Genomic DNA, 18,689 nt, shown 5'->3' on the forward strand with positions numbered 1-18,689 from the left:
TCCCATTTGCCGCCTCCTGAAGTTTGGAGCTCGGCCCATGATTGGGTCGGCAAAGGGATGCTCCCCCCGGTCCAAAGATTTGGCAAGACGGAAAAACGTCGCTGCGGTGCGGCGTAATCACAGCCGGTAGGTAATATGCGGCATGGCCGCGCCAGCAAATTTTCGACGCAATCCAACCAATCCCGCGGCCAGACCGGTCAATTTCGAGGCGATGCGCTAAGGGGAACTTTACGAAAATACCCGCACTCTGGCGGCCTTGTTTGAAAGCTTTTTTTGGTTGAATGGATTCAACGATGGATGGCCGTCATGAATTTTGAGGGACGAAGGACCAAGATACAGCGCGAACCGCGACGTCAAATGGATAAACGGCTGGCCTGGATCGCCGTCGACGACCAGATGACCCAGATCGACTGTTTCGTATTGGACGTCTCGCCGGGCGGCGCCAGGATCGTGACCGATGCCGAGATCGATGTCAGCGACCGGATCGTATTGGCGCTGGTGCCGCAACATCCGAAACGCCAGCCATGCGAAGTGGTCTGGCGTGACGGCAAGACATTCGGCATCAAGTTCGTACTCTGAAACAACTCGTCCGCGCTCGTCGCAGCGTCGTTTCCATGCCTGTTGCGGAGGTTGGACGACCTGCGTGCGATGCCTGACGTTTGCCCCGCTCCGGCTGGCCGAGATTCGCACTCTCGGCTGTCCCCGAAGTGAGAAAAAGAGCCGGATTTACGTCAATTCTGAAGCAGCGCGTCAACCTTTGGGATGGATCGCCGCCGTTTTAGCAGATAGAGGTAAGAGCCCGATCGGGGCAGCCTGCCACGCAACTGCGGCAAGCGGGCCAGGTGTGGCCGCGCCGCGGTGTCCGTCGCATTCATTTGGAGTTCCTTTAGTTGGACCGGGCTTTGTTGCTGATTGCTGAGGGATTTTCTGCCCGAAAAGGCTTGAACGAAGCTTGTTGCCGGCACGCATCCGCGGGATCGCTGACTAGTGGCCAGAGAATGAAATCGTGAGCCTGGAACCGCTGGACAGAAGCTTGGCGATGCGGTGCGAAACAGCCGCGGCGCACAAGGGAACTCCCGGATCGGCTGTGCGATTGGAAATGCCGGAGGGAGTGCTTCCGGTACGCGTGTTCTGGGGCCATGCGACCGTTGTCTTTGGTTATCACCTCATCGCTTTGTTCGCGTTCATGCCCTGGTTCTTCAGCTGGACCGGCGTGATCCTGTTCATTCTCGGCGACTACGTCTTCGGCGTGCTGGGCATCAACCTGTGTTATCATCGCTTGCTGACCCATCGCGGTTTCAAAACTCCGAAATGGTTTGAATACCTGCTGGCAACCCTGGCGATCTGCTGCGTACAGGACACGCCTGCCCGCTGGGTGGCGGTGCATCGCCGGCATCATCAACACGCCGATGAACAGCCCGACCCGCACAGCCCGCTGGTCAATTTCCTCTGGGGTCATCTTGGCTGGGTTCTGATCGACAACCGCGAACTGAGCCGGCTCGGCATCTACGGCCGCTACGCCAAGGATATTCTGCGCGACCCCTTCTATCACTGGGTTGAGCGGAACTACCGGCAGAGCTGGCTGATCCTGGCCTCATGGTTCCTGTTCTACGCCGGCGGATTTCTCGCCGCGTGGGTCGCGGGAGATACGCTGCTGGAAAGTGTCCAGTTCGGCGCCAGCCTTCTGGTGTGGGGCGTCTTCGTACGCACCGTCGTGGTCTGGCATCAGACCTGGGCGGTGAACTCGATCACCCATCTGTGGGGCTATCGGAACTACGAGACCGACGAGGGAAGCCGCAACAACATGTTCGTCGGCATCCTCAGCAATGGCGAAGGATGGCACAACAACCACCATGCCGATCCGCGCGCGGCCAAGCACGGCCATCGCTGGTGGGAGTTTGACTCGACGTACCTGACGATCCGCCTGTTTGCGGCGCTGGGCCTTGCGAACAACATCATCATGCCGCGCGAGCGTGCGCTGGCGCCTCGCAGTCTTGTGACACGCCACACCAACGACATTCCCGACGCATGACGGGTTTTTGAGGCGGCCTGCCGCCAGCTCTCCCGGTCAGCCCTTGGGTACGCTACCCAGGCCGGCGACCGGCCCCTTGCGCTCAATCACCAGCCGATAGAGCGTTAGCGCGCCGGCAACATAGGCTTCCAGGCAGACGGTCAAATTATGCAAATAGTCATTGAACATCTCGGATCCTACCAGGGCAACGAGATCGGTTTCATGGCGCCGCAGATTTCGGATCCATGCGCGTAGCGTGTAGATGTAGTCCCGTTGCTTTCCTTCGAGATGGATAAGGTTGAACCAGGGCTCGCTCGCGAGCAGCATCTCGCTGGCGTGTGGCAGATTGCCCTCATTCCAGAAACGATCGATTCCGCTCTCGGCGATGTGGCGCGCCTCGCTACCCGGTGCGATGTTGGCCCAGCCGTTCACCTGGATCGAGGCGCGTCCCCCAACGCGCAGCATGCGGGCGCAGAACTCGAAGAACAGCCGGTAGGCCTCGATCCGCCCGTTGCGATCCATCGTCTTCCCGGCGAAGTGCTCCATCGCCCCGATACTCACGATCGCGTCGAACGGACGGTTCGTCTGGTAATCCTGCCATGCCGAAATCTCGGTCACGAAGTTCTCAGGAGCAAAGCTACGCACGTATTGGACCTGATTGTCGGCAGGCGTCAGCCCGACATATTCAAGGCCCGGCCGACGCACCATCAGCCGCTTGATCAGGCTGCCCCAGCCGAGCCCGACTTCAAGTACGCGCCGTCCGCTGTCCGCGCCCGACATATCGATGTGCCAGTCGAGCTTACGGAGCTGCGCCGCCTCAAGGGTGTCGCGGTTGGCAGGCTCATTCCAAATTGCAGCCGAATAGGCCAGGCTCGGCCCGAGAAACCGCTCGTAGAAAAGAGGTTCGCGGTCGTAGTGCGCCTGAATCGAAGCCTTCGATGCCCCGAGGTTGGGAATCGGCGCTGTGGGTGTCCCGAGACCGGGATCATTCATGCGGCTGTCGGCCATCACTTCTCCTGGAACTAGCTGACCTCCAGTCTACCCAAAATTTCGACGATGGATACCTCGGCCGCCATTATCCGGGCTTGCCCAGTTCGGCCAATAGCTTTTGGAGGTCCTGGATCGGCGCTTTTTGTTGCGACCGCCTTGTTATGACGCGGGCTTTCTTTGCGGCATCCCCTCGGGGACAATGGTTTCCACGATGGACGCGTCGAGCGCTTCGTAATCGTGGAGGCCGATCGTCGCGTAGAGTTCCGCGCGGGTCTGCATCTGATCGACCGCGTTATGGGTTCCCCCATCGCGCGCGATGGCTGCGTAAAGTTTCGCTTGCGCCTTGTTTGCCACGCGCAACGCCGAGACCGGCCAGATCACCATGGCGTAGCCCATCGCCTCGAACTCCGATGCCGTAAAGAAAGGCGTTCGGCCGAACTCCGTCATATTGGCCAGCAGCGGCACGCCCGGCATGCGTTCGGCAAAGGCGCGAAACATCTCGGCGGTGTTGAGCGCTTCCGGAAAGATCGCATCCGCGCCGGCTTCCATATAGAGCCGGGCACGCGCGACCGCGCCGTCGAGCCCCTCGCTCGCGGCCGCATCGGTACGGGCGATAATGACCAGATCGCGTCGCGCCTTCGCCGCGGCGGCAACCTTGGCCGCCATGTCATGCGCATCGGCGAGGTGCTTGTCATTCAGGTGGCCGCACTTCTTCGGCAGGATCTGATCCTCCAGATGCAGCGCGCCGGCGCCCGCCTCCTCGAACACGCGCACGGCATGCATGACGTTGAGCGCTTCGCCATATCCGGTGTCAGCGTCGACCAGGAGCGGCAGGCCTGACGCGCGGACGATCTGGCGGATGAAGAAGGCGACCTCGTCCACGGTGATGATGCCGAGATCGGGCAGCCCCATCGAGGCCGTCATCGCCGCGCCCGAGAGATAGAGCGCGTCGAAGCCGGCCGCTTTGGCCTGAAGCGCGGCCATCCCGTTATGCGCGCCCGGCAACCGCAGTATCCCGGGCTGCTTCAGCAGCGCGCGAAAGCGCCGGCCGGCGGATTCGGATGGCAGATCGGATGCGACGAGATACGGCATGTGAAAATCCCTATTGGCTCTGATTGCAAACTCGACGTACTCCGGCGCGACAAGCTTCCCGGTAAAGGCGGAGCCTAAGCGCTCGGCGGCCGAGGCTCAAATTCCATCGCGGCAGCGTGACGTGGAGCCCCGGCTCCGGCGCCGATCAACTGAACCAAGGCGCCCAGGATGCTGCCGGCGAGGAATATCTCGAACCCGTCAACAAACAGCCCGGCGCCGATCAGGGAAAGATCCGATAGTGAAACCGGGCGATCGGCAACCTGTCGAGCCGACCACCGGCATTGACGCCGCTGGATGTCATGTGATCCTCCCCGGATCGACGATCGTTTTTATCCTCGTGATGATCGCATGTTCCGTACGTCATCCGGGCGGAAAAAATCACGTTCCGATCCGGCTTGCGCGTGACGATCATAATAGGCCCCTCCAGGGGATATGACGACGCGGAATAAAATCGGTGATTTGGGTCAGAGAGGAATAATAATATTTTCAAATGGGGTTGGACAGGCAAATCACCAAATAGACCTAGGCTCTTTTCAGCTCAATTCGGTACACTGTCGCCAATTCGCACTGTAATTTTCTGAATTGTGTTCGTCAATGAAGCGGGCGCGGCCGACTTCGCAATCGCGCAGCGACGAGGCGGGCAATTTCCGCCGGCGCTTGATCCGGAATCGCGAAGACTGAACTGACGTTTATCTCGCAGAGAGCGTAGGTGTCCTCGCCCGCTGCATTACGCGGACCGAGCAGAAAATCGGCATCCCATATGATCGGCAACGAGGCGGCATCGATGCCGAGGATCTCCATCATCTGCGGCGTCCACGCGGTCTCCATCTCGTTCTTCAGCCGCTGAAACGGCTTGGCCGAGGCAGGATGCATGACGCGCGGACCAGGTTGCGCCGCCTCGGAGTCCGGTCCTTCGGGTGGCGGCGGGATCAGTGCCTTTATCAACTGTTGGCCGAAGCCCACCACCTTGTTGGCGCCCATATAGCAGCGGATCATACCTTCCGGCAGGCGCGGCTGGAACGGTTGATCGACGATACAGCCGTCGGGCCCGAAATAAGCTTCGCAGCGCGTCATGAAATCCGTCAGCGCAAGCTCTTCCGGCAAGCTTCCGCGTCGCGCTTGCAACACCCGAACTGCCGCCGCTTCCCCCCGAAGCGCATCAAGCCTTTCGACTTTCCAGACACCCTGTCCGCCGTTGCCGCGATTCTGCTTCAGTACCCTCGGACCGGAGGCCATCAGACGCTCCGGAAATGCCTCCCGAAAACCGCGCGGAGAGCGATAGATGTGCGTATCGCTCCCCCACCCGAGTTGCTTCGTCCGGTGCAGCACCTCCTTGACTCCCATGGCCCAGATCACGTCCGGATGGGCGCTGACCCACGGCCCGTGCTCCGCGACGTCGCGCAGCAACGGATCCAGCACCGCGCGCGTCTTCCCCTCATGCAACGGATCGACCCAAACGAGTACGCCGTCCGCCGTCATGAGTTGTTCGCGGACCTCGTCCGCGAACAACTCATCGAAGACCGCCGGCTCCACGCCGATGCCAAGCGCGGCAAGCTCCTCGAATACCCGATGGAAGCGATTGTTCTGCGCTGTCGCCGAAGTCCGCGCTTCTCGGTCACCGCGCCAGACTATTGCAATTCTACTGGTCACAGGCGGTCTCCATCTTTCGATCGTTGTCCTAGTTCTTGGTCACAGCGGCCTTGTCCAGCGCTGCCCGCAATCCCTTCGCAAGCTTGATGGCGTCGTCGTTCGCCCAGAAATGCATGAAGAAAAGCCGCGGGCTCTCCATCAACATGTGACTGTGAAGTGCGGTGACATCGATGCCGTTGGCGCGCAGCGTTTTGAGGACGGGGTTCACTTCGGTGTCAATCAGGACGAAGTCTCCGGTGATCGCCGCCTTGCCGTGGCCGGTCGGCTGGAAATTGATCGCCTCGGCGACACCCATCGGCCCGACCGGAGCCATCTGCATCCCTTCCATGGTGACGGCATCGCGGCGCGGTACGTTGAACTGCAGGACTCCGCCGTTTGTCTGGCCCTTTAGCCCGATGATCTCCTCGATCTGCGCGCTTTCGAGGTCGATCGCCGGCGGCGTCGCGGGCGGGGTCGGCGCCGTCATCGGTGTCTTGCTGATCGCGAGCGCGTCGTGGATGACCGCAGCCATCTTTGCGGGGTCTCCATGACCGCCGACATGCATGTAGAACGTCGCCGGACTGGCGCGCAGCAGGTGATTGTGGATGGCCGTGATGTCGAGCCCACCTCGGACGAGTTTCTCCATGACGGGCTCGATCTCGGTTTCCAGCAGGACAAGGTCACCCATCACCATGGCCTCGCCGCCGATCGGCTTGAACGCGACCCAGCCCCCCAGCGCGAGCGACGGCTTGATGGTCACGCCGTCGAGGGTCACGTTGAGATCGGTCCTCGGAAATCCGTAGCGGTGAACGTCCTGGGTCACGGCCGCCGACCTTCCCATGGCCTCGTCGACCTTCGACCAGACGATTTCTTCTCCACGTGCTGCGCCGGTTATCGCTACGCCGGCGACGATCAATAATCCGAGCAATCGCATTGCTCACTCCTTCTTGGTTTATGCACCCAGCCTTATTGTCTCCCGCTGCTTTCGATATGAGAGGTGACAGCGGGCTATCTTGATTTTATTACAGGCATCGAACGCAGCCCTATTCCCTCGTCAACGCGACGATGGTTTTCATCCCGCCGATCATCTCGACGGTGATCTCGACCAGATCGCCGTACCGCACGGAATTGAAAATAAGCCCGTCCAGCACCTTGAAGTCGCCCGATATGCCGGTGGACGCGAGTTGAATGGTAAGCGTGTCGTTCTGCTCATTCGTGCTTGCAACGACACCTTTCAAGGTTTCGCGGGCGGACGCGTTCGATGCCAATGCCGGTGCTGAACCCCGTTCGTTCGGGCCCAAGCCCTGCGTGGCGGCCGAAGCCGCGCAGACGGTCGCAAGCAGCAGCGCACCGGCCGCGACCAAAGCTCGGGGCAACGACGTGCGATCGACCGGAGCGGAAGACGAGTGTTCGTGTTTCATGGGCTTTCTCCTTTTGCGCCCCAATGCGATCCAGCCGCGAAACTGGATTCATGTGATGCGAGATGCGTCGCGGCCAGGTGTCGACTAGATTCGTCTCGGTGCTCCGAACGCGGATATCGCGTCGGACAATGGTGTCGCGGTCGTCTTCACAGCACACCCGCGGCGTGAAGCAGCAAGCCTGCGGCGGCACAGGCACCCAAGGTCTGCAGCATTCCGACGTTGAACCGGAAGATCGCCGCTGCGGCCGCGACCGACAAAGCAAGCGCCCAAGGGTCGACGCTCGAAAGAACCGGCGCCTCGAAGGACAGGCCCAGGCTATGGACGGGCACGGTGGCGTGAAACAACGTGTGGATCGCGAACCAGATCGCCAAATTGAGGATGACGCCGACGACGGCCGCCGTGATCGCCGACAGCGCGCCGGCGAGCGCCTTGTTGCCGCGCATGACTTCGATGAAAGGTGCGCCGAGGAATATCCAGAGGAAGCACGGGGTGAACGTCACCCAGGTCGCCAGCAGGCCGCCCAGCGTCCCGGCAACCATCGGCGACATCGGGCCGGGATCGCGGAAGGCGGCCATGAAGCCCACGAACTGCAGCACCATGATCAGCGGCCCCGGCGTCGTCTCCGCCATGCCGAGACCGTCCAGCATCTCGCGGGGCTGCACCCAGTGATAGTGCTCCACGGCCTGCTGCGCGACGTACGCCAGCACCGCATAGGCGCCGCCGAACGTCACCATCGCCATCTTGCTGAAGAAGATCGCGATCTGGGAGAATACATTGGCTTCGCCGAGCATCACGAAAATTGCCACGACCGGGATCAGCCACAACAGCAGCCACACCGAGGCAACGCGCAGCGAGCTTGCAACGCTCGGCTTGGCGTGCGCCGGCAATTCTTCGCCAAGAAGGCTGTCGACCAGGGCGGTCGATTTCGACGGCCCGTGTCCTCCGCCGACGGCGAAGGTGGCGAGGCCGGCACGACCGCCGAAAAAACCGATCAGTCCTGCCCCAAGCACGATCACCGGAAACGGAACGTCAAAGAAAAAAATTGCCACAAACGCCGTTGCGGCGAGGCCCCGCATGACCGGGTTCTTCAACGCGCGATTGCCGACGCGCACCACGGCCTGGATCACGATGGCGAGAACCGCGGCCTTTAGCCCGAAGAACAGTGCCGCCACGAAGCCGACATTGCCGAATGCGGCATAGATGTAGCTCAGCGCCATGATGGCGAAGACACCGGGCACGACGAACAGACCGCCGGCCATGATCCCGCCGCGCGTACGATGCATCAGCCAGCCGATGTAGGTCGCAAGCTGCTGCGCCTCTGGACCCGGCAACAGCATGCAGTAGTTCAGGGCATGCAGGAATCGCTCCTCGGAGCCCAGTTCTTCTCTTCAACGATGATCCGGTGCATCACCGCGATCTGGCCGGCCGGCCCGCCAAAGCTGAGCATCGCGACGCGGAGCCAGACCCGGAAGGCTTCCGTCATGGTGGGCATGCCCGGTGCGCTGTGCGCAGCGGGGATTGAGGCGTTCGAGGTCACGTCGGTCATGCCCCGGCCTCCGGCTTCGTCTTCGACTTGGCCTTGTGGGAAGACCAGTTGTGGGTCTCGCCGGTTGCATCCCGGCACCATCGGTAGAAGGCGTCATAGAGCAGCATGCCGGCATCAAGCTGTTCATGGTCGTCGGCATAAATCCGGGAGAGGCCTAGCGAAGCCGCAAGCAGGCCGGGCGCCTCCGGCGAAAGGTCGAGCCGATCGGTGTCGGCGGCGCGTACGATCTTGGCGAGGTGCTGGAGCGCGTCGAACCCCAAGCCGAATTCTTCGACCATCGCGTCGAAAGTGCAGAGCTCACCGCGATGGCTCCAGTGCACGCCCTCGATGTCGAAGGGCACCGCGCCGAAGCGCTCGCCGACCGCTTCGACTTCGGAGGCGGTCACGAACAGAAAGACGGCGGACGGATCGACGAAGCGGCGGATCAGCCAAGGGCAGGCGATGCGGTCGATCTTGGGTCTTGCGCGCGTCACCCAGACGGTGCGGCCTTCCGGATCGCGCTTCGGAAGCTTCGAGGCCGGCACGCGCGGAAGCTTCTCCTTCGCCCAGGCTTCGGTGCCGCCGTCCAGCACATTCGCGGACGCGCCGGCGTGACGAAGCCATGCGGCGACGCCGTCGCTGAGCTTCTGCCCTCTCTTGCAGATCGCGACGACGGTCTTTCCGGAAAAACCTGGGGCCCATTCCGCGACGTTGCCGTGATTGCGGCGAACGGCGCCGGGCACGAAATTTGGGTCGGCGTTGAAATCCTCGTCGGTCCGGACGTCGACGAGCACGGGACACGCAGGCGTGCCGATCAGACGGACAAGTTTATCGGGAGCTATGGCGTAAATGGCAGACATGATGCGTCCTCGGTGGATGACCGGACGCGATTCTTGGGCATGTCGCCTTGTGGGGAGATCGCTTCCCCATGGCTGCCAGTACAGCCAAAGGGCGCCTAGTTTGTCAATCGGGAACTTAGTGCCGGAAAGCCGGAGACGCCAGCGAACAGCAAAGCAATCCAATGCGACGAGGATTGGATTGCTTCGCCGTGTAGCCTGTCAGCGGGACCGCATTCCCGCGACCCGCTGACTTCTCATAACGACGGCAAGAACGGTTCGCTTACCGCCCCGGCCGAAGCTCCAGGCTTTCCAGTCCGGCCGCGACGCTGAGGCCGACCTGGCCCTGCAAGCTCAGCGGTTGCAGCGCGATCGAATTATTCGAGCCACCGACCAGCACATTGCCGCCGGCTCCGACGCCGACCGCGGCGCTGCCCTGGGCGCCGGCGTAATTGCCCGAGAGATCGCCGATTCCGAGGCGGGCGACGGGTGCGTACACACCCCAGGCGAGCGCTGTCTCCTGGGTGATGCCGAGGTCGACGCCGACCTTGCGGATGGTCGCGACGTAGCGGTCGTCCGGCACGCCGTCGACGCGCAGCACGCAGCCGAGATTGGTGACCGAGCCGACGATGAACCCGATGCTCGCGCCGCCGCGGCATTCGAGAACGCCGACCTGCACGCGCTGCAACGGCTGCTGCGCATGGGAGCCGGCAAGGGAACCACCCAGCATGCCCATGGCGATACCGGCAAGGATGAATGAGCGACGCATGAAGAATCTCCGGCTGATGAATGTGATGCGGGGCAGAGATTAGGATAGAGCAGACTTGAAGAGAGCGGACTTGAAGCGAGCGCCATTCCTTACGGCATAGACCGTGGCGCACGCATTCTATGACATAACGCCGCCGAGCTTGCCATATTGGCCATGCGTTAATCCGTATCCTGCGTGCATCACGTCACAAAAAAAGAGGCCCGCTTGCGCGGGCCTCTTTCGAAAGCGTCGGGCGTATTGGAGCGTTTTCGAGCGAAGCAGGTACCGGTTCGCGTGAAGAAAACGCGTCAAAACAAAAAGACTAGAGCCCCGTTCCGATTCCATCGGAACGAAAAAGGCTCTAGTGGTGACGCCGGTGATGATGGTGCCAGTGCCGGCCGCCATGCCGATACTCAACCGGCTGGAGGTCGAGGCCGGCGATGCCCGCCGAGACGTTCAATCCGGTCTGGCCTTGCACGCTGACCGGCTGCAGGGCGTAGGAATTGTTCGGGCCACCGACCAGGAAATTGCCGCCGCCGCCAACGCCGACCGACGCATTGGCGCCGACGCCGCCATAGCTGCCGGCCAATTGGCCGTATTCAAGCCGGCCGCCCGGCGCGGTCACCGCCCAGGAAAACTGGGTCTGCGCGGTGATCCCGAGGTCGACGCCGAAGCGGCGAACCGTCGCGGCGTAGGGGTCGGGCCGGTGTCCCGGGCTCTGGAACACGCATTGGAGTTGGGTCACCGAGCCGAGCACGAAGCCGACATTCTGCCCGCCCTGGCATTGCAGGATGCCGGCACGCATCGGCGACACTGCATTGGCGCTCGCGATCGGCGCCAACAGCGCGACGATAGCAATGGAAAGTGTCGAAAATCGCATAAATTGGGTCTCCGCCTGACTGGTTAAACTTGCGGGGCGGACAAGAAGGAAGCGTCGTGTCCAAAACAAGGCGCTTCCCAACTTCGACGTCAAAACATCAAAGGTTCGGCAAAACAAAGTAAATAGTGATCGGTCTTGTGATTTGACACGCCTTTTTTTCGACGCGTTTTCCCGGCGCGAACCGGTCCATCCCCGGATCAAGTCCGGGGACAGGCTTCGCTTGAAAACGCGTCGTGTTATTTTTTACGCGTTATCTTGGCGCGAAACGCTCTATCTCAAATTGCCGCAAAATCGCTGGATGCGCTTGCAGGCCTCTTCGAGATCGGAGGTCTTGGTGGCGTAGGAGATCCGGAACGCGGGCCCAAGTCCGAACGCGGACCCCTGCACCACGGCGACGCCTTCGGTCTCCAAGAGTTCGGTGACGAAGTCCTCGTCGTTGCTGATCACCTTGCCGGACGGCGCGGTCTTGCCGATGGTGCCGGCGCAGGACGGATAGACATAGAACGCGCCTTCCGGCCGCGGGCATTCGATGCCCTTCGCCTGATTGAGCATCGAGACCGTGAGATCGCGGCGCTCCTTGAACACTTTATTGTTGGCTGGAATGAAATCCTGCGGACCGTTGAGCGCCTCGACGGCGGCCCATTGCGCCACCGACGACGGGTTCGATGTCGACTGCGACTGGATCGTCGCCATCGCCTTGATCAGTTCGGCGGGGCCGCCGGCATAGCCGATGCGCCAGCCGGTCATGCAATAGGCTTTCGAGACCCCGTTCACCGTCAGCGTGCGATCGTACAGTTTCGGCTCGATCTGCGCCGGCGTCGTGAACACGAAGTCGTCATAGACCAGATGCTCGTACATATCGTCGGTCATGACCCAGACATGCGGATGCTTCACCAGCACGTCGGTGAGTGCCTGCAATTCGCTGCGCGTATAGGCCGAACCGGTCGGGTTCGACGGCGAGCAGAGGATGATCCATTTGGTCTTCGCGGTGATCGCCTTCTCCAGATCTTCCGGGCGCAGCTTGAAGCCGCTCGACGCCGGGCACACCACCGGCACCGGCTCGCCGCCGGCCAGCGCCACCATTTCCGGATAGCTGACCCAATAGGGCGCGGGGATGATGACCTCGTCGCCCGGGTTGATGGTCGCCATCAGCGCGTTGTAGAGCACCTGCTTGCCGCCGGTGCCGACGATGATCTGGTTCGGCTTGTAGGTCAGCCCGTTCTCGCGCTGGAACTTGGCGATGATGGCTTCCTTCAGCTCGGGAATGCCGTCGACCGCGGTGTATTTGGTCTTGCCGGCCTCGATGGCATGGATCGCCGCCAGCTTGATGTTGGCGGGCGTATCGAAATCCGGCTCGCCGGCGCCCAGCCCGATGACATTGCGGCCCGCCGCTTTCAGCGCGCGCGCTTTATCCGTTACCGCGATGGTCGCGGACGGCTTCACACGGTCGAGCGCAGCGGACAGAAACGGCATCATCATCTCCTTAAAGTGGGTGTCATCTTGAGTAGGACATCAAACGTCATGCGTCGCGAATTGGGGATCAACCACGGCGCTTTTTGATGGGATCGGCGCACCCTAGAGCGGCTTACGCTGCATCGCAAGAAGGTTCCCGCAACTTGAACAAATTGTTCAAAAAAAGGGTGTTTTCTTGCGGTTTCGAAGCTGTCATGAAGGCGAGACATACAAATATTGCGAGCCATTATGGGGCCTGCCCCCGACTCACTGCGAAACCCGGAACGACTGGCCGCGCTGGCCGATACGCATTTACCGGATTCGGCGGCGGAAGAAGCCTTCGACCGGCTGACGCGCATGGTGACGCGGCTGCTCGGCGCGCCGGTTTCGCTGGTCTCCCTGGTCGACGACCGGCGGCAATTCTTCAAAAGCCAGCAGGGACTGCGGGGCGCCGCCAGCGAGGCGCGGCAGACGCCGCTGTCCCACTCGTTTTGCCAACATGTCGTGATCGAGCAGGCGCCGCTGATCGTGACCGACGCCGAGAACGATCCGCGGGTCTGTGAAAATCTCGCGATCCCCGATCTCGGCGTGAAGGCCTATCTCGGCGTTCCCCTGACATTGCCGTCGGGACATGTCATCGGCTCGCTCTGCGCGATCGACACCGTTCCGCGCCAATGGTCGGAGACCGACCTGAAAAATCTGAGCGATGTCGCGGAAATCGTCTTGAGCGAAATCGGGCTGCGGCGCGAGATTGCGAAGCGGCGAAAGGCCGAGGACAGCCAGGAGCTCCTGATCGCCGAATTGCATCATCGGGTGAAGAACACCCTGTCGACGGTGCAGGCCCTGATCCAGTTGAACCTCCGATCGTCACCGACGCTGGCGGTGTTTCGCGGCACCATCGGCGGCCGGATCGAGTCGCTTGCAAAGACCCACACGCTGCTGACCTCGAAGCGCTGGCACGCGATCGCATTCCGCGACATCCTCAACAGCGAACTCGATCCCTATCAGCAGACCGAACGGGTCAGCTTCAGCGGTCCTGACTTCGACCTCGAAGCCGAAATCGCCACCAGCGTCGGCATGGTGATCCACGAACTCACCACCAATGCCGCCAAATACGGCGCGCTCTCCGCGCCCTCCGGCACCATTGAGGTTCACTGGAGCCTCGAGGCGATGGCCGGCGGCGCCGACGCGCGCCTCAATTTGAGTTGGCGCGAGCGCGGCGGACCACAGATCCAGCCGCCGGACGAAAAGGGTTTCGGCTCGACCCTGATCGAGCGCTTGATCGGCCGGCAATTCGGCGGCACCGCGAAATTCGAGTTCGCCCCCGAAGGCCTTTTGTTCCGCGCGGCATTTCCAGTTCCGATCGCCGCCGAGCCGGCTGACGAGGCGTTCAACCCCGGCCGAACAAAACGTTAAACCGGCCGCCCTGGATTCCAGGCTCTTGGCCGCAGCGTGGATCGTGCCGCTGTTGTCGCGCAGGCGTGATCTGAATTGTTTGAACGTGTTGATAGAATCATTCTGCACGTGTGCAGTGCGGCAGAGGTTTTCGACTTTTTCCAGTCGGCAGCCCTTGCGACACTCCCCTATCGGCATCATTGTTTAGCCGCGTTGCGGGATGACAAGGCGCCTCCCGCACCGCAACCTCGCCGATGAATCCCGCTACGAATCCACGACGATTGAATCCAGATGTACAAGCTCTATTCGATGCAGCGCTCCGGCAACAGCTACAAGGTTCGCCTTGCGCTGGCGCTGCTGAATGCGCCCTATCGCGCGATCGAAATCGATATCCTGCGCGGCGAGAGCCGTACGCCGGATTTTCTCGCGATGAATCCAAGCGGACAGGTGCCGCTGCTGGAAGTCGAGTCGGGACGCTACCTCGCCGAGTCCAACGCGATCCTGTGGTATGTCGCCGGCGGCACCTCGCTGGCGCCGGACACGCGGATCGAACGCGCCGAAGCATTGCAGTGGATGTTCTTCGAACAGCACGCGCTGGAGCCCAATATCGGCGCGGCCTATTTCTGGCTGTCGCTGGTCAAGGGCGGACGCACGCTGCAGACCCACGCGCTGGAGGACTGGATGGAGCGCGGCTATGCCGCGTTGCAGGTGATGGAAAATCACCTCAAGATCCATGATTATTTTGCCGCCAAACAACTCACCGTCGCCGACATCGCGCTCTACGGCTACACCCATGTGGCCGACCGCTGCGACTATGACCTCGCGACATTCCCCGCGGTTCGCGCCTGGCTGCGGCGCATCGAGCAGACCTACGGTTTTGTCGGCATGGACTGGCGGCCGGATGCCGGGGCCCACGCGCCCGCCGGGGTCGGCGCCGAGGTTTAATCGGCTTAATCAGCTTAAATAGCGGGCATAACCAGCGGTTTCGCCGCCGTTTTGCCATTTTCCGGTGAGCCGCCGCCGCAATATTGCCTGCGATGCCTGCCAAGTCATTCGCGTCGCAGGTGATTCGCCCGCGCATCAAAGGAACTCGGCCATGAGACGGTCGCCCGGCTCAGTAGGTTTTGAAGATCGTTCTGCGCCCGTAGCCTCGTTGCGATTGCACGACGTCGTCGCGGCCTCGCTCGCGATCGGCTCGCTGTCGCTATGCCTGATCGTCACCCTGACGGTGTTTTCGCTCAAGATCGGCATGGCGATGCCGATCCCGGCTTAGCCCAAAGCTATTTCTGCAAAGACATTTTTCCAAAGCTATTGGCAATTCCCGCGAGCGGTTCTCGCGCCATTCCTCGAACGACAAGGCGCGGTGATATGCACCGCGATTGAGTATCGATGAAAGCTCCTGTTGTAATCGTAACCGCGACGTTGACGCTTGCGATCTTGCTCGCCGCCTCATTCCTGATTGCGACGGGAACGCGCGGCGAGAACGCGTTCCGTCGGCCGCTCGATGCGGCGCGCTGGCATGCGCCGGCCGCCAAATGATATCGCAAGTGACACCAGGCGAGATCGTTTGAATCAAACAAGCCAAAACCCTGAGCTGACTGGTCAACGGCTTCTTGACGATATGGCCAGAAAATCCGCTGCGCATCTAACCATCCGTCATGCTGTTGCACTTAACTCTGGTGACAGAGCGAGACAGGCATGCAATTCGACTGGCGCGCATTCTCCGGTCCGGTACTGACGGCAGCGACGGCGCTGATCGCCATCTTCGCCGACCGCGTTCTGATTGGGGCGCCTGATCCTGCACCGTTGTTGATCTGCATCATCGCCTTCGCCGGTTCGCTCGGCGGGCTTGCTTCCGGCATGATCAGCGCCGCCATCGCGGTCGCTGCCTCCGCGCTGCTTTTCCTGCATCACCGCAACCTGCCCGGCACCGACGCCGCCGATCTGGCGCGGCTGTCGATGCTGGCATTGACCGCGGTGGCAACCGCGGCGATCACCGGCCTGCTGCGAAAACGGCTGGTCGATGCGCTGGCATGGGAGCGTACGCACCACACCACCGCGGAGCGGCTGGCGGCGGCGCTCGATCAGTTCGAAATCGGCATCGTGCTGCTGGATGCCGACACCCGCGCGGAATTCATCAACCGCGCCTTCCGCGATTATTTTGCGTTGTCCGACGCCAAGGCCGCCAGCAAGCCGCCGTTCATCGCGCTGTTGTATCACGGCCGCGACACCGGCGCCTGGGAGATGCCCGAGGAGGAGTTCGCCGAGTTCATCGCGCAGCGCACCAAGATGATGCGCGCCGGCGACCAGACGCCGATCATCATCAACCTCAGGGATGGCCAGGTGCTGCGTTTCAGTTGCACCGCATTGCCCGACGGCGGGCGAATGCTGAGCTATACGCCGGTGACCGACCTGGTCCGCCACACCGACGATCCCGCCACTGCCGACTACTACCAGTCGCTGCGCGGCGGCGGCAATCGCGGGCTGATCCGCTATCTGCGCGCCGCCGAGTAGAAGCCGCATCGCCGCAACGCAGAAGGCGATTGATCCTGCCCGCCCCTGCCCCTACTAAAGACCTCGCTGGCCGCGCGGGCCGTGCTTGGTGCACCCTTTCCACGAATCCGAAACGCAACAATGTCCAGCGACCTCATCATCCGCACCGTGACCCCACAGGACTACGCGCAGTGGCTTCCGCTGTGGGATGGCTACAACGCGTTCTATGGACGGGCAGGCGCGACCGCGCTTGCTCCTGAAATCACCCGCACCACATGGGCGCGCTTCTTCGACGCCTATGAACCGGTGCATGCGCTGGTCGCGGCGCGCGGCGACGAATTACTCGGTCTGACGCATTATCTGTTCCACCGCAGCACCACCGCGATCGGGCCGAATTGTTATCTGCAGGACTTGTTCACCAGCGAAGCCGCCCGCGGCAAAGGCGTCGGCCATGCGCTGATCGACGGCGTGTACCAACGCGCAAAGCTCGCCGGATGTTTGCGGGTGTACTGGCACACCCACGAAACCAATCACACCGCGATGCGGCTTTACGACGATGTCGCGGAGCATTCGGGATTTGTGGTCTATCGGAAATTGTTCTGAGGGCAGCATTCGACGCATTCGTCATGGCCGGGCATAGCCGTCCAAAGGACGGCGTCGCTTCCGCTCGCTTGTGTCCCGGCCATCCACGTCTTCCTTTTTTATCGCAAGTAAGTCGTGGATGCCCGGGACATCTAGCGCGAAGACGCGCTTCGCGCTTTTGCCCGGGCATGACGAACTCTTGGTTCGCTGTCACAATCGACGCACTGCAAACGCCCCTGTGGATAAGTCCTGCTGTCATGGCTGCGTAACAAAGCATGGCTAGGTTGCGCCTGCGTTTGGTCAGGCCCCCCGTCACGATCACGCGCCCCAAAGCGGTCCCCGTCAGTCGCCGCGTCTGACCGGGGCCGCACTTTTTTGTTCTCCCCTTTGTGACCGATGTCAGCGTTGACGGCGCCTTGCGGCGGCGTCACCGGCGGGCCAGAATGCCTGCAGCATCTCGTCTCACAGGATATCTCCATGCAAATTCGCAATCTCGGCGGCTCCGGCCTGCGCGTTTCCGCGGTCGGCCTCGGCTGCAATAATTTCGGCCAGCGCACCGACCTGGAAACCTCGCGCAAGGTGATCCACAAGGCGATCGACCTCGGCGTCACGCTGTTCGATACCGCCGATATCTACGCCAACATGGGCGGCTCCGAAACCGTGCTCGGCCAGGTGCTCGGCGACCGCCGCAAGGACATCGTGCTGGCGACCAAATATTGCATGCCGATGGCGACCGACGGCACCAAGCAGGGCGCCTCGCGGCGCTACATCATGTCCGCGGTCGAGGCCAGCCTTGTCAGGCTGAAGACCGACTACATCGATCTCTACCAGCAGCACATCTACGATCCTTTGACGCCGATCGAGGAAAGCCTGCGCGCGCTCGACGATCTGGTCCGCCAGGGCAAGGTCCGCTACATCGGCAATTCGAATTTCCCGGCCTGGCGCCTCGCCGAGGCCGAACACACCGCGCGCGCGATGAACGTGACCCGGTTCGTCTCGTGCCAGGACGAATACAGCCTCGTGGTGCGCGATATCGAAAAGGATCTGCTGCCGGCGGCCAGGGAATACAATCTCGGCCTGCTGCCGTTCTTTCCGCTGGCGAGCGGTCTTCTGACCGGCAAATACCAGCGCGGCGCCGCCGCCCCCGCCGACACCCGCTTCGCCAAGGCGCCGGCGCTGAAGGATCGTTACGTCACGCCGCGCAACGAGGACATCGTCGAAAAGCTGCAGGCGTTTGCCGAGAAGCGCGGCCACAGCATGCTCGAACTCGCCTTCTCCTGGCTGGCCTCGCAACCGCAAGTCTCCAGCGTGATCGCCGGCGCCACCCGCGTCGAACAGATCGAGCAGAACGTCAAGGCGATCGACTGGGTGCTGACGACGGAAGAACTGGCGGAGATCGACAGGATTACGAAGGCGTAGCGTCTTCTCCCGACCTCATCCTGAGGAGCTGCGAAGCTATCTCGGACGTCATCCCCGGGATGAACGCAATTGCGTTCACCCGTGAGGTGCGAGCCCTCTTGGGCGAGCCTCGAAGGATGGCTGATCTTCCCCCAAAAAAGTGGACAGGGTTAAACTGCTTTTAGCTCCATCTCGATCGGGCTGATATAGTTGATGGCGGAGTGACGCCGAGTTCGA

19 protein-coding genes and 1 pseudogene are annotated in these 18,689 nt (G+C 61.9%); 9 read left to right on the forward strand and 11 right to left on the reverse strand.

The annotated features are described in order from the left end of the window. The first annotated feature begins 357 nt into the window (after positions 1–357). Together GSQ88_RS14085 and GSQ88_RS14090 are read left to right on the forward strand one after the other, a co-directional pair. The gene (locus tag GSQ88_RS14085; RefSeq protein WP_159008356.1) at positions 358–579 is read left to right on the forward strand and encodes a PilZ domain-containing protein; all 222 of its coding nucleotides are present in this window, start codon (positions 358–360) and stop codon (positions 577–579) included. A gap of 520 nt (positions 580–1,099) precedes the next feature. Next, a complete protein-coding gene (locus tag GSQ88_RS14090) occupies positions 1,100–2,032 on the forward strand; it encodes an acyl-CoA desaturase (RefSeq protein WP_246735300.1) in 933 nt (310 codons plus the stop codon). Between the two features lie 36 nt (positions 2,033–2,068). Here GSQ88_RS14090 and GSQ88_RS14095 read toward each other — a convergent pair whose 3' ends face one another. The 11 genes and pseudogenes from GSQ88_RS14095 to GSQ88_RS14145 form a co-directional block, all read right to left on the reverse strand. Beyond that, the gene (locus GSQ88_RS14095) at positions 2,069–3,019 is read right to left on the reverse strand and encodes a class I SAM-dependent methyltransferase (protein WP_159008358.1); all 951 of its coding nucleotides are present in this window, start codon (positions 3,017–3,019) and stop codon (positions 2,069–2,071) included. Positions 3,020–3,160: 141 nt separating this feature from the next. Beyond that, on the reverse strand, positions 3,161–4,093 hold the full coding sequence (gene prpB / locus GSQ88_RS14100) for a methylisocitrate lyase (protein WP_159008359.1): 933 nt from the start codon (positions 4,091–4,093) through the stop codon (positions 3,161–3,163). A gap of 220 nt (positions 4,094–4,313) precedes the next feature. Continuing rightward, on the reverse strand, positions 4,314–4,505 hold the full coding sequence (locus tag GSQ88_RS35235) for a hypothetical protein (RefSeq protein WP_210253808.1): 192 nt from the start codon (positions 4,503–4,505) through the stop codon (positions 4,314–4,316). A gap of 179 nt (positions 4,506–4,684) precedes the next feature. Further along, the gene (locus GSQ88_RS14110; RefSeq protein WP_246735301.1) at positions 4,685–5,743 is read right to left on the reverse strand and encodes a Cj0069 family protein; all 1,059 of its coding nucleotides are present in this window, start codon (positions 5,741–5,743) and stop codon (positions 4,685–4,687) included. A 28-nt stretch (positions 5,744–5,771) separates the two neighbouring features. Beyond that, positions 5,772–6,656, reverse strand: coding sequence for a DUF1259 domain-containing protein (locus tag GSQ88_RS14115; RefSeq protein ID WP_159008360.1), 885 nt, complete (start codon positions 6,654–6,656; stop codon positions 5,772–5,774). Positions 6,657–6,765: 109 nt separating this feature from the next. Next, positions 6,766–7,143 carry a hypothetical protein gene (locus GSQ88_RS14120; RefSeq protein ID WP_159008361.1) on the reverse strand — a complete coding sequence of 126 codons (378 nt, stop codon included), beginning with the start codon at positions 7,141–7,143 and terminating at the stop codon, positions 6,766–6,768. 146 nt (positions 7,144–7,289) lie between these two features. Beyond that, positions 7,290–8,689, reverse strand: a pseudogene (gene chrA, locus GSQ88_RS14125) (chromate efflux transporter). Continuing rightward, the gene (locus GSQ88_RS14130) at positions 8,686–9,528 is read right to left on the reverse strand and encodes a chromate resistance protein ChrB domain-containing protein (protein ID WP_159008362.1); all 843 of its coding nucleotides are present in this window, start codon (positions 9,526–9,528) and stop codon (positions 8,686–8,688) included. Before GSQ88_RS14130 ends, chrA begins: the two are co-directional and overlap by 4 nt. A gap of 259 nt (positions 9,529–9,787) precedes the next feature. After that, positions 9,788–10,273, reverse strand: a complete 486-nt coding sequence (locus GSQ88_RS14135) for a DUF992 domain-containing protein (protein WP_159008363.1) — start codon at positions 10,271–10,273, stop codon at positions 9,788–9,790. A gap of 340 nt (positions 10,274–10,613) precedes the next feature. After that, positions 10,614–11,132, reverse strand: coding sequence for a DUF992 domain-containing protein (locus GSQ88_RS14140; protein ID WP_159008364.1), 519 nt, complete (start codon positions 11,130–11,132; stop codon positions 10,614–10,616). A gap of 270 nt (positions 11,133–11,402) precedes the next feature. Then, positions 11,403–12,605 (reverse strand): pyridoxal phosphate-dependent aminotransferase, encoded by a 1,203-nt coding sequence (locus GSQ88_RS14145; RefSeq protein WP_159008365.1) that lies wholly within the window; start codon positions 12,603–12,605, stop codon positions 11,403–11,405. Between the two features lie 228 nt (positions 12,606–12,833). Between GSQ88_RS14145 and GSQ88_RS14150 the strand changes: the two genes are divergently transcribed. The 7 genes from GSQ88_RS14150 (at position 12,834) to GSQ88_RS14170 (ending at position 18,473) form a co-directional block, all read left to right on the forward strand. Further along, positions 12,834–14,000, forward strand: coding sequence for an HWE histidine kinase domain-containing protein (locus tag GSQ88_RS14150; protein ID WP_159008366.1), 1,167 nt, complete (start codon positions 12,834–12,836; stop codon positions 13,998–14,000). A gap of 270 nt (positions 14,001–14,270) precedes the next feature. Then, positions 14,271–14,924, forward strand: coding sequence for a glutathione S-transferase family protein (locus GSQ88_RS14155; RefSeq protein ID WP_159008367.1), 654 nt, complete (start codon positions 14,271–14,273; stop codon positions 14,922–14,924). Positions 14,925–15,075: 151 nt separating this feature from the next. Further along, a complete protein-coding gene (locus tag GSQ88_RS34975) occupies positions 15,076–15,252 on the forward strand; it encodes a hypothetical protein (RefSeq protein ID WP_174248013.1) in 177 nt (58 codons plus the stop codon). A gap of 116 nt (positions 15,253–15,368) precedes the next feature. After that, the gene (locus GSQ88_RS34980) at positions 15,369–15,518 is read left to right on the forward strand and encodes a hypothetical protein (protein ID WP_174248014.1); all 150 of its coding nucleotides are present in this window, start codon (positions 15,369–15,371) and stop codon (positions 15,516–15,518) included. A gap of 159 nt (positions 15,519–15,677) precedes the next feature. Beyond that, on the forward strand, positions 15,678–16,493 hold the full coding sequence (locus GSQ88_RS14160; protein ID WP_159008368.1) for a PAS-domain containing protein: 816 nt from the start codon (positions 15,678–15,680) through the stop codon (positions 16,491–16,493). A gap of 120 nt (positions 16,494–16,613) precedes the next feature. Further along, the gene (locus GSQ88_RS14165; RefSeq protein ID WP_159008369.1) at positions 16,614–17,075 is read left to right on the forward strand and encodes a GNAT family N-acetyltransferase; all 462 of its coding nucleotides are present in this window, start codon (positions 16,614–16,616) and stop codon (positions 17,073–17,075) included. A 456-nt stretch (positions 17,076–17,531) separates the two neighbouring features. Then, entirely contained in the window at positions 17,532–18,473 is a 942-nt protein-coding gene (locus tag GSQ88_RS14170; protein WP_159008370.1) for an aldo/keto reductase, read from the forward strand. Positions 18,474–18,689 lie beyond the last annotated feature (216 nt).

The sequence above is a fragment of the Bradyrhizobium sp. S69 genome, assembly GCF_009766005.1.
Classification (GTDB): Bacteria; Pseudomonadota; Alphaproteobacteria; order Rhizobiales; family Xanthobacteraceae; genus Bradyrhizobium.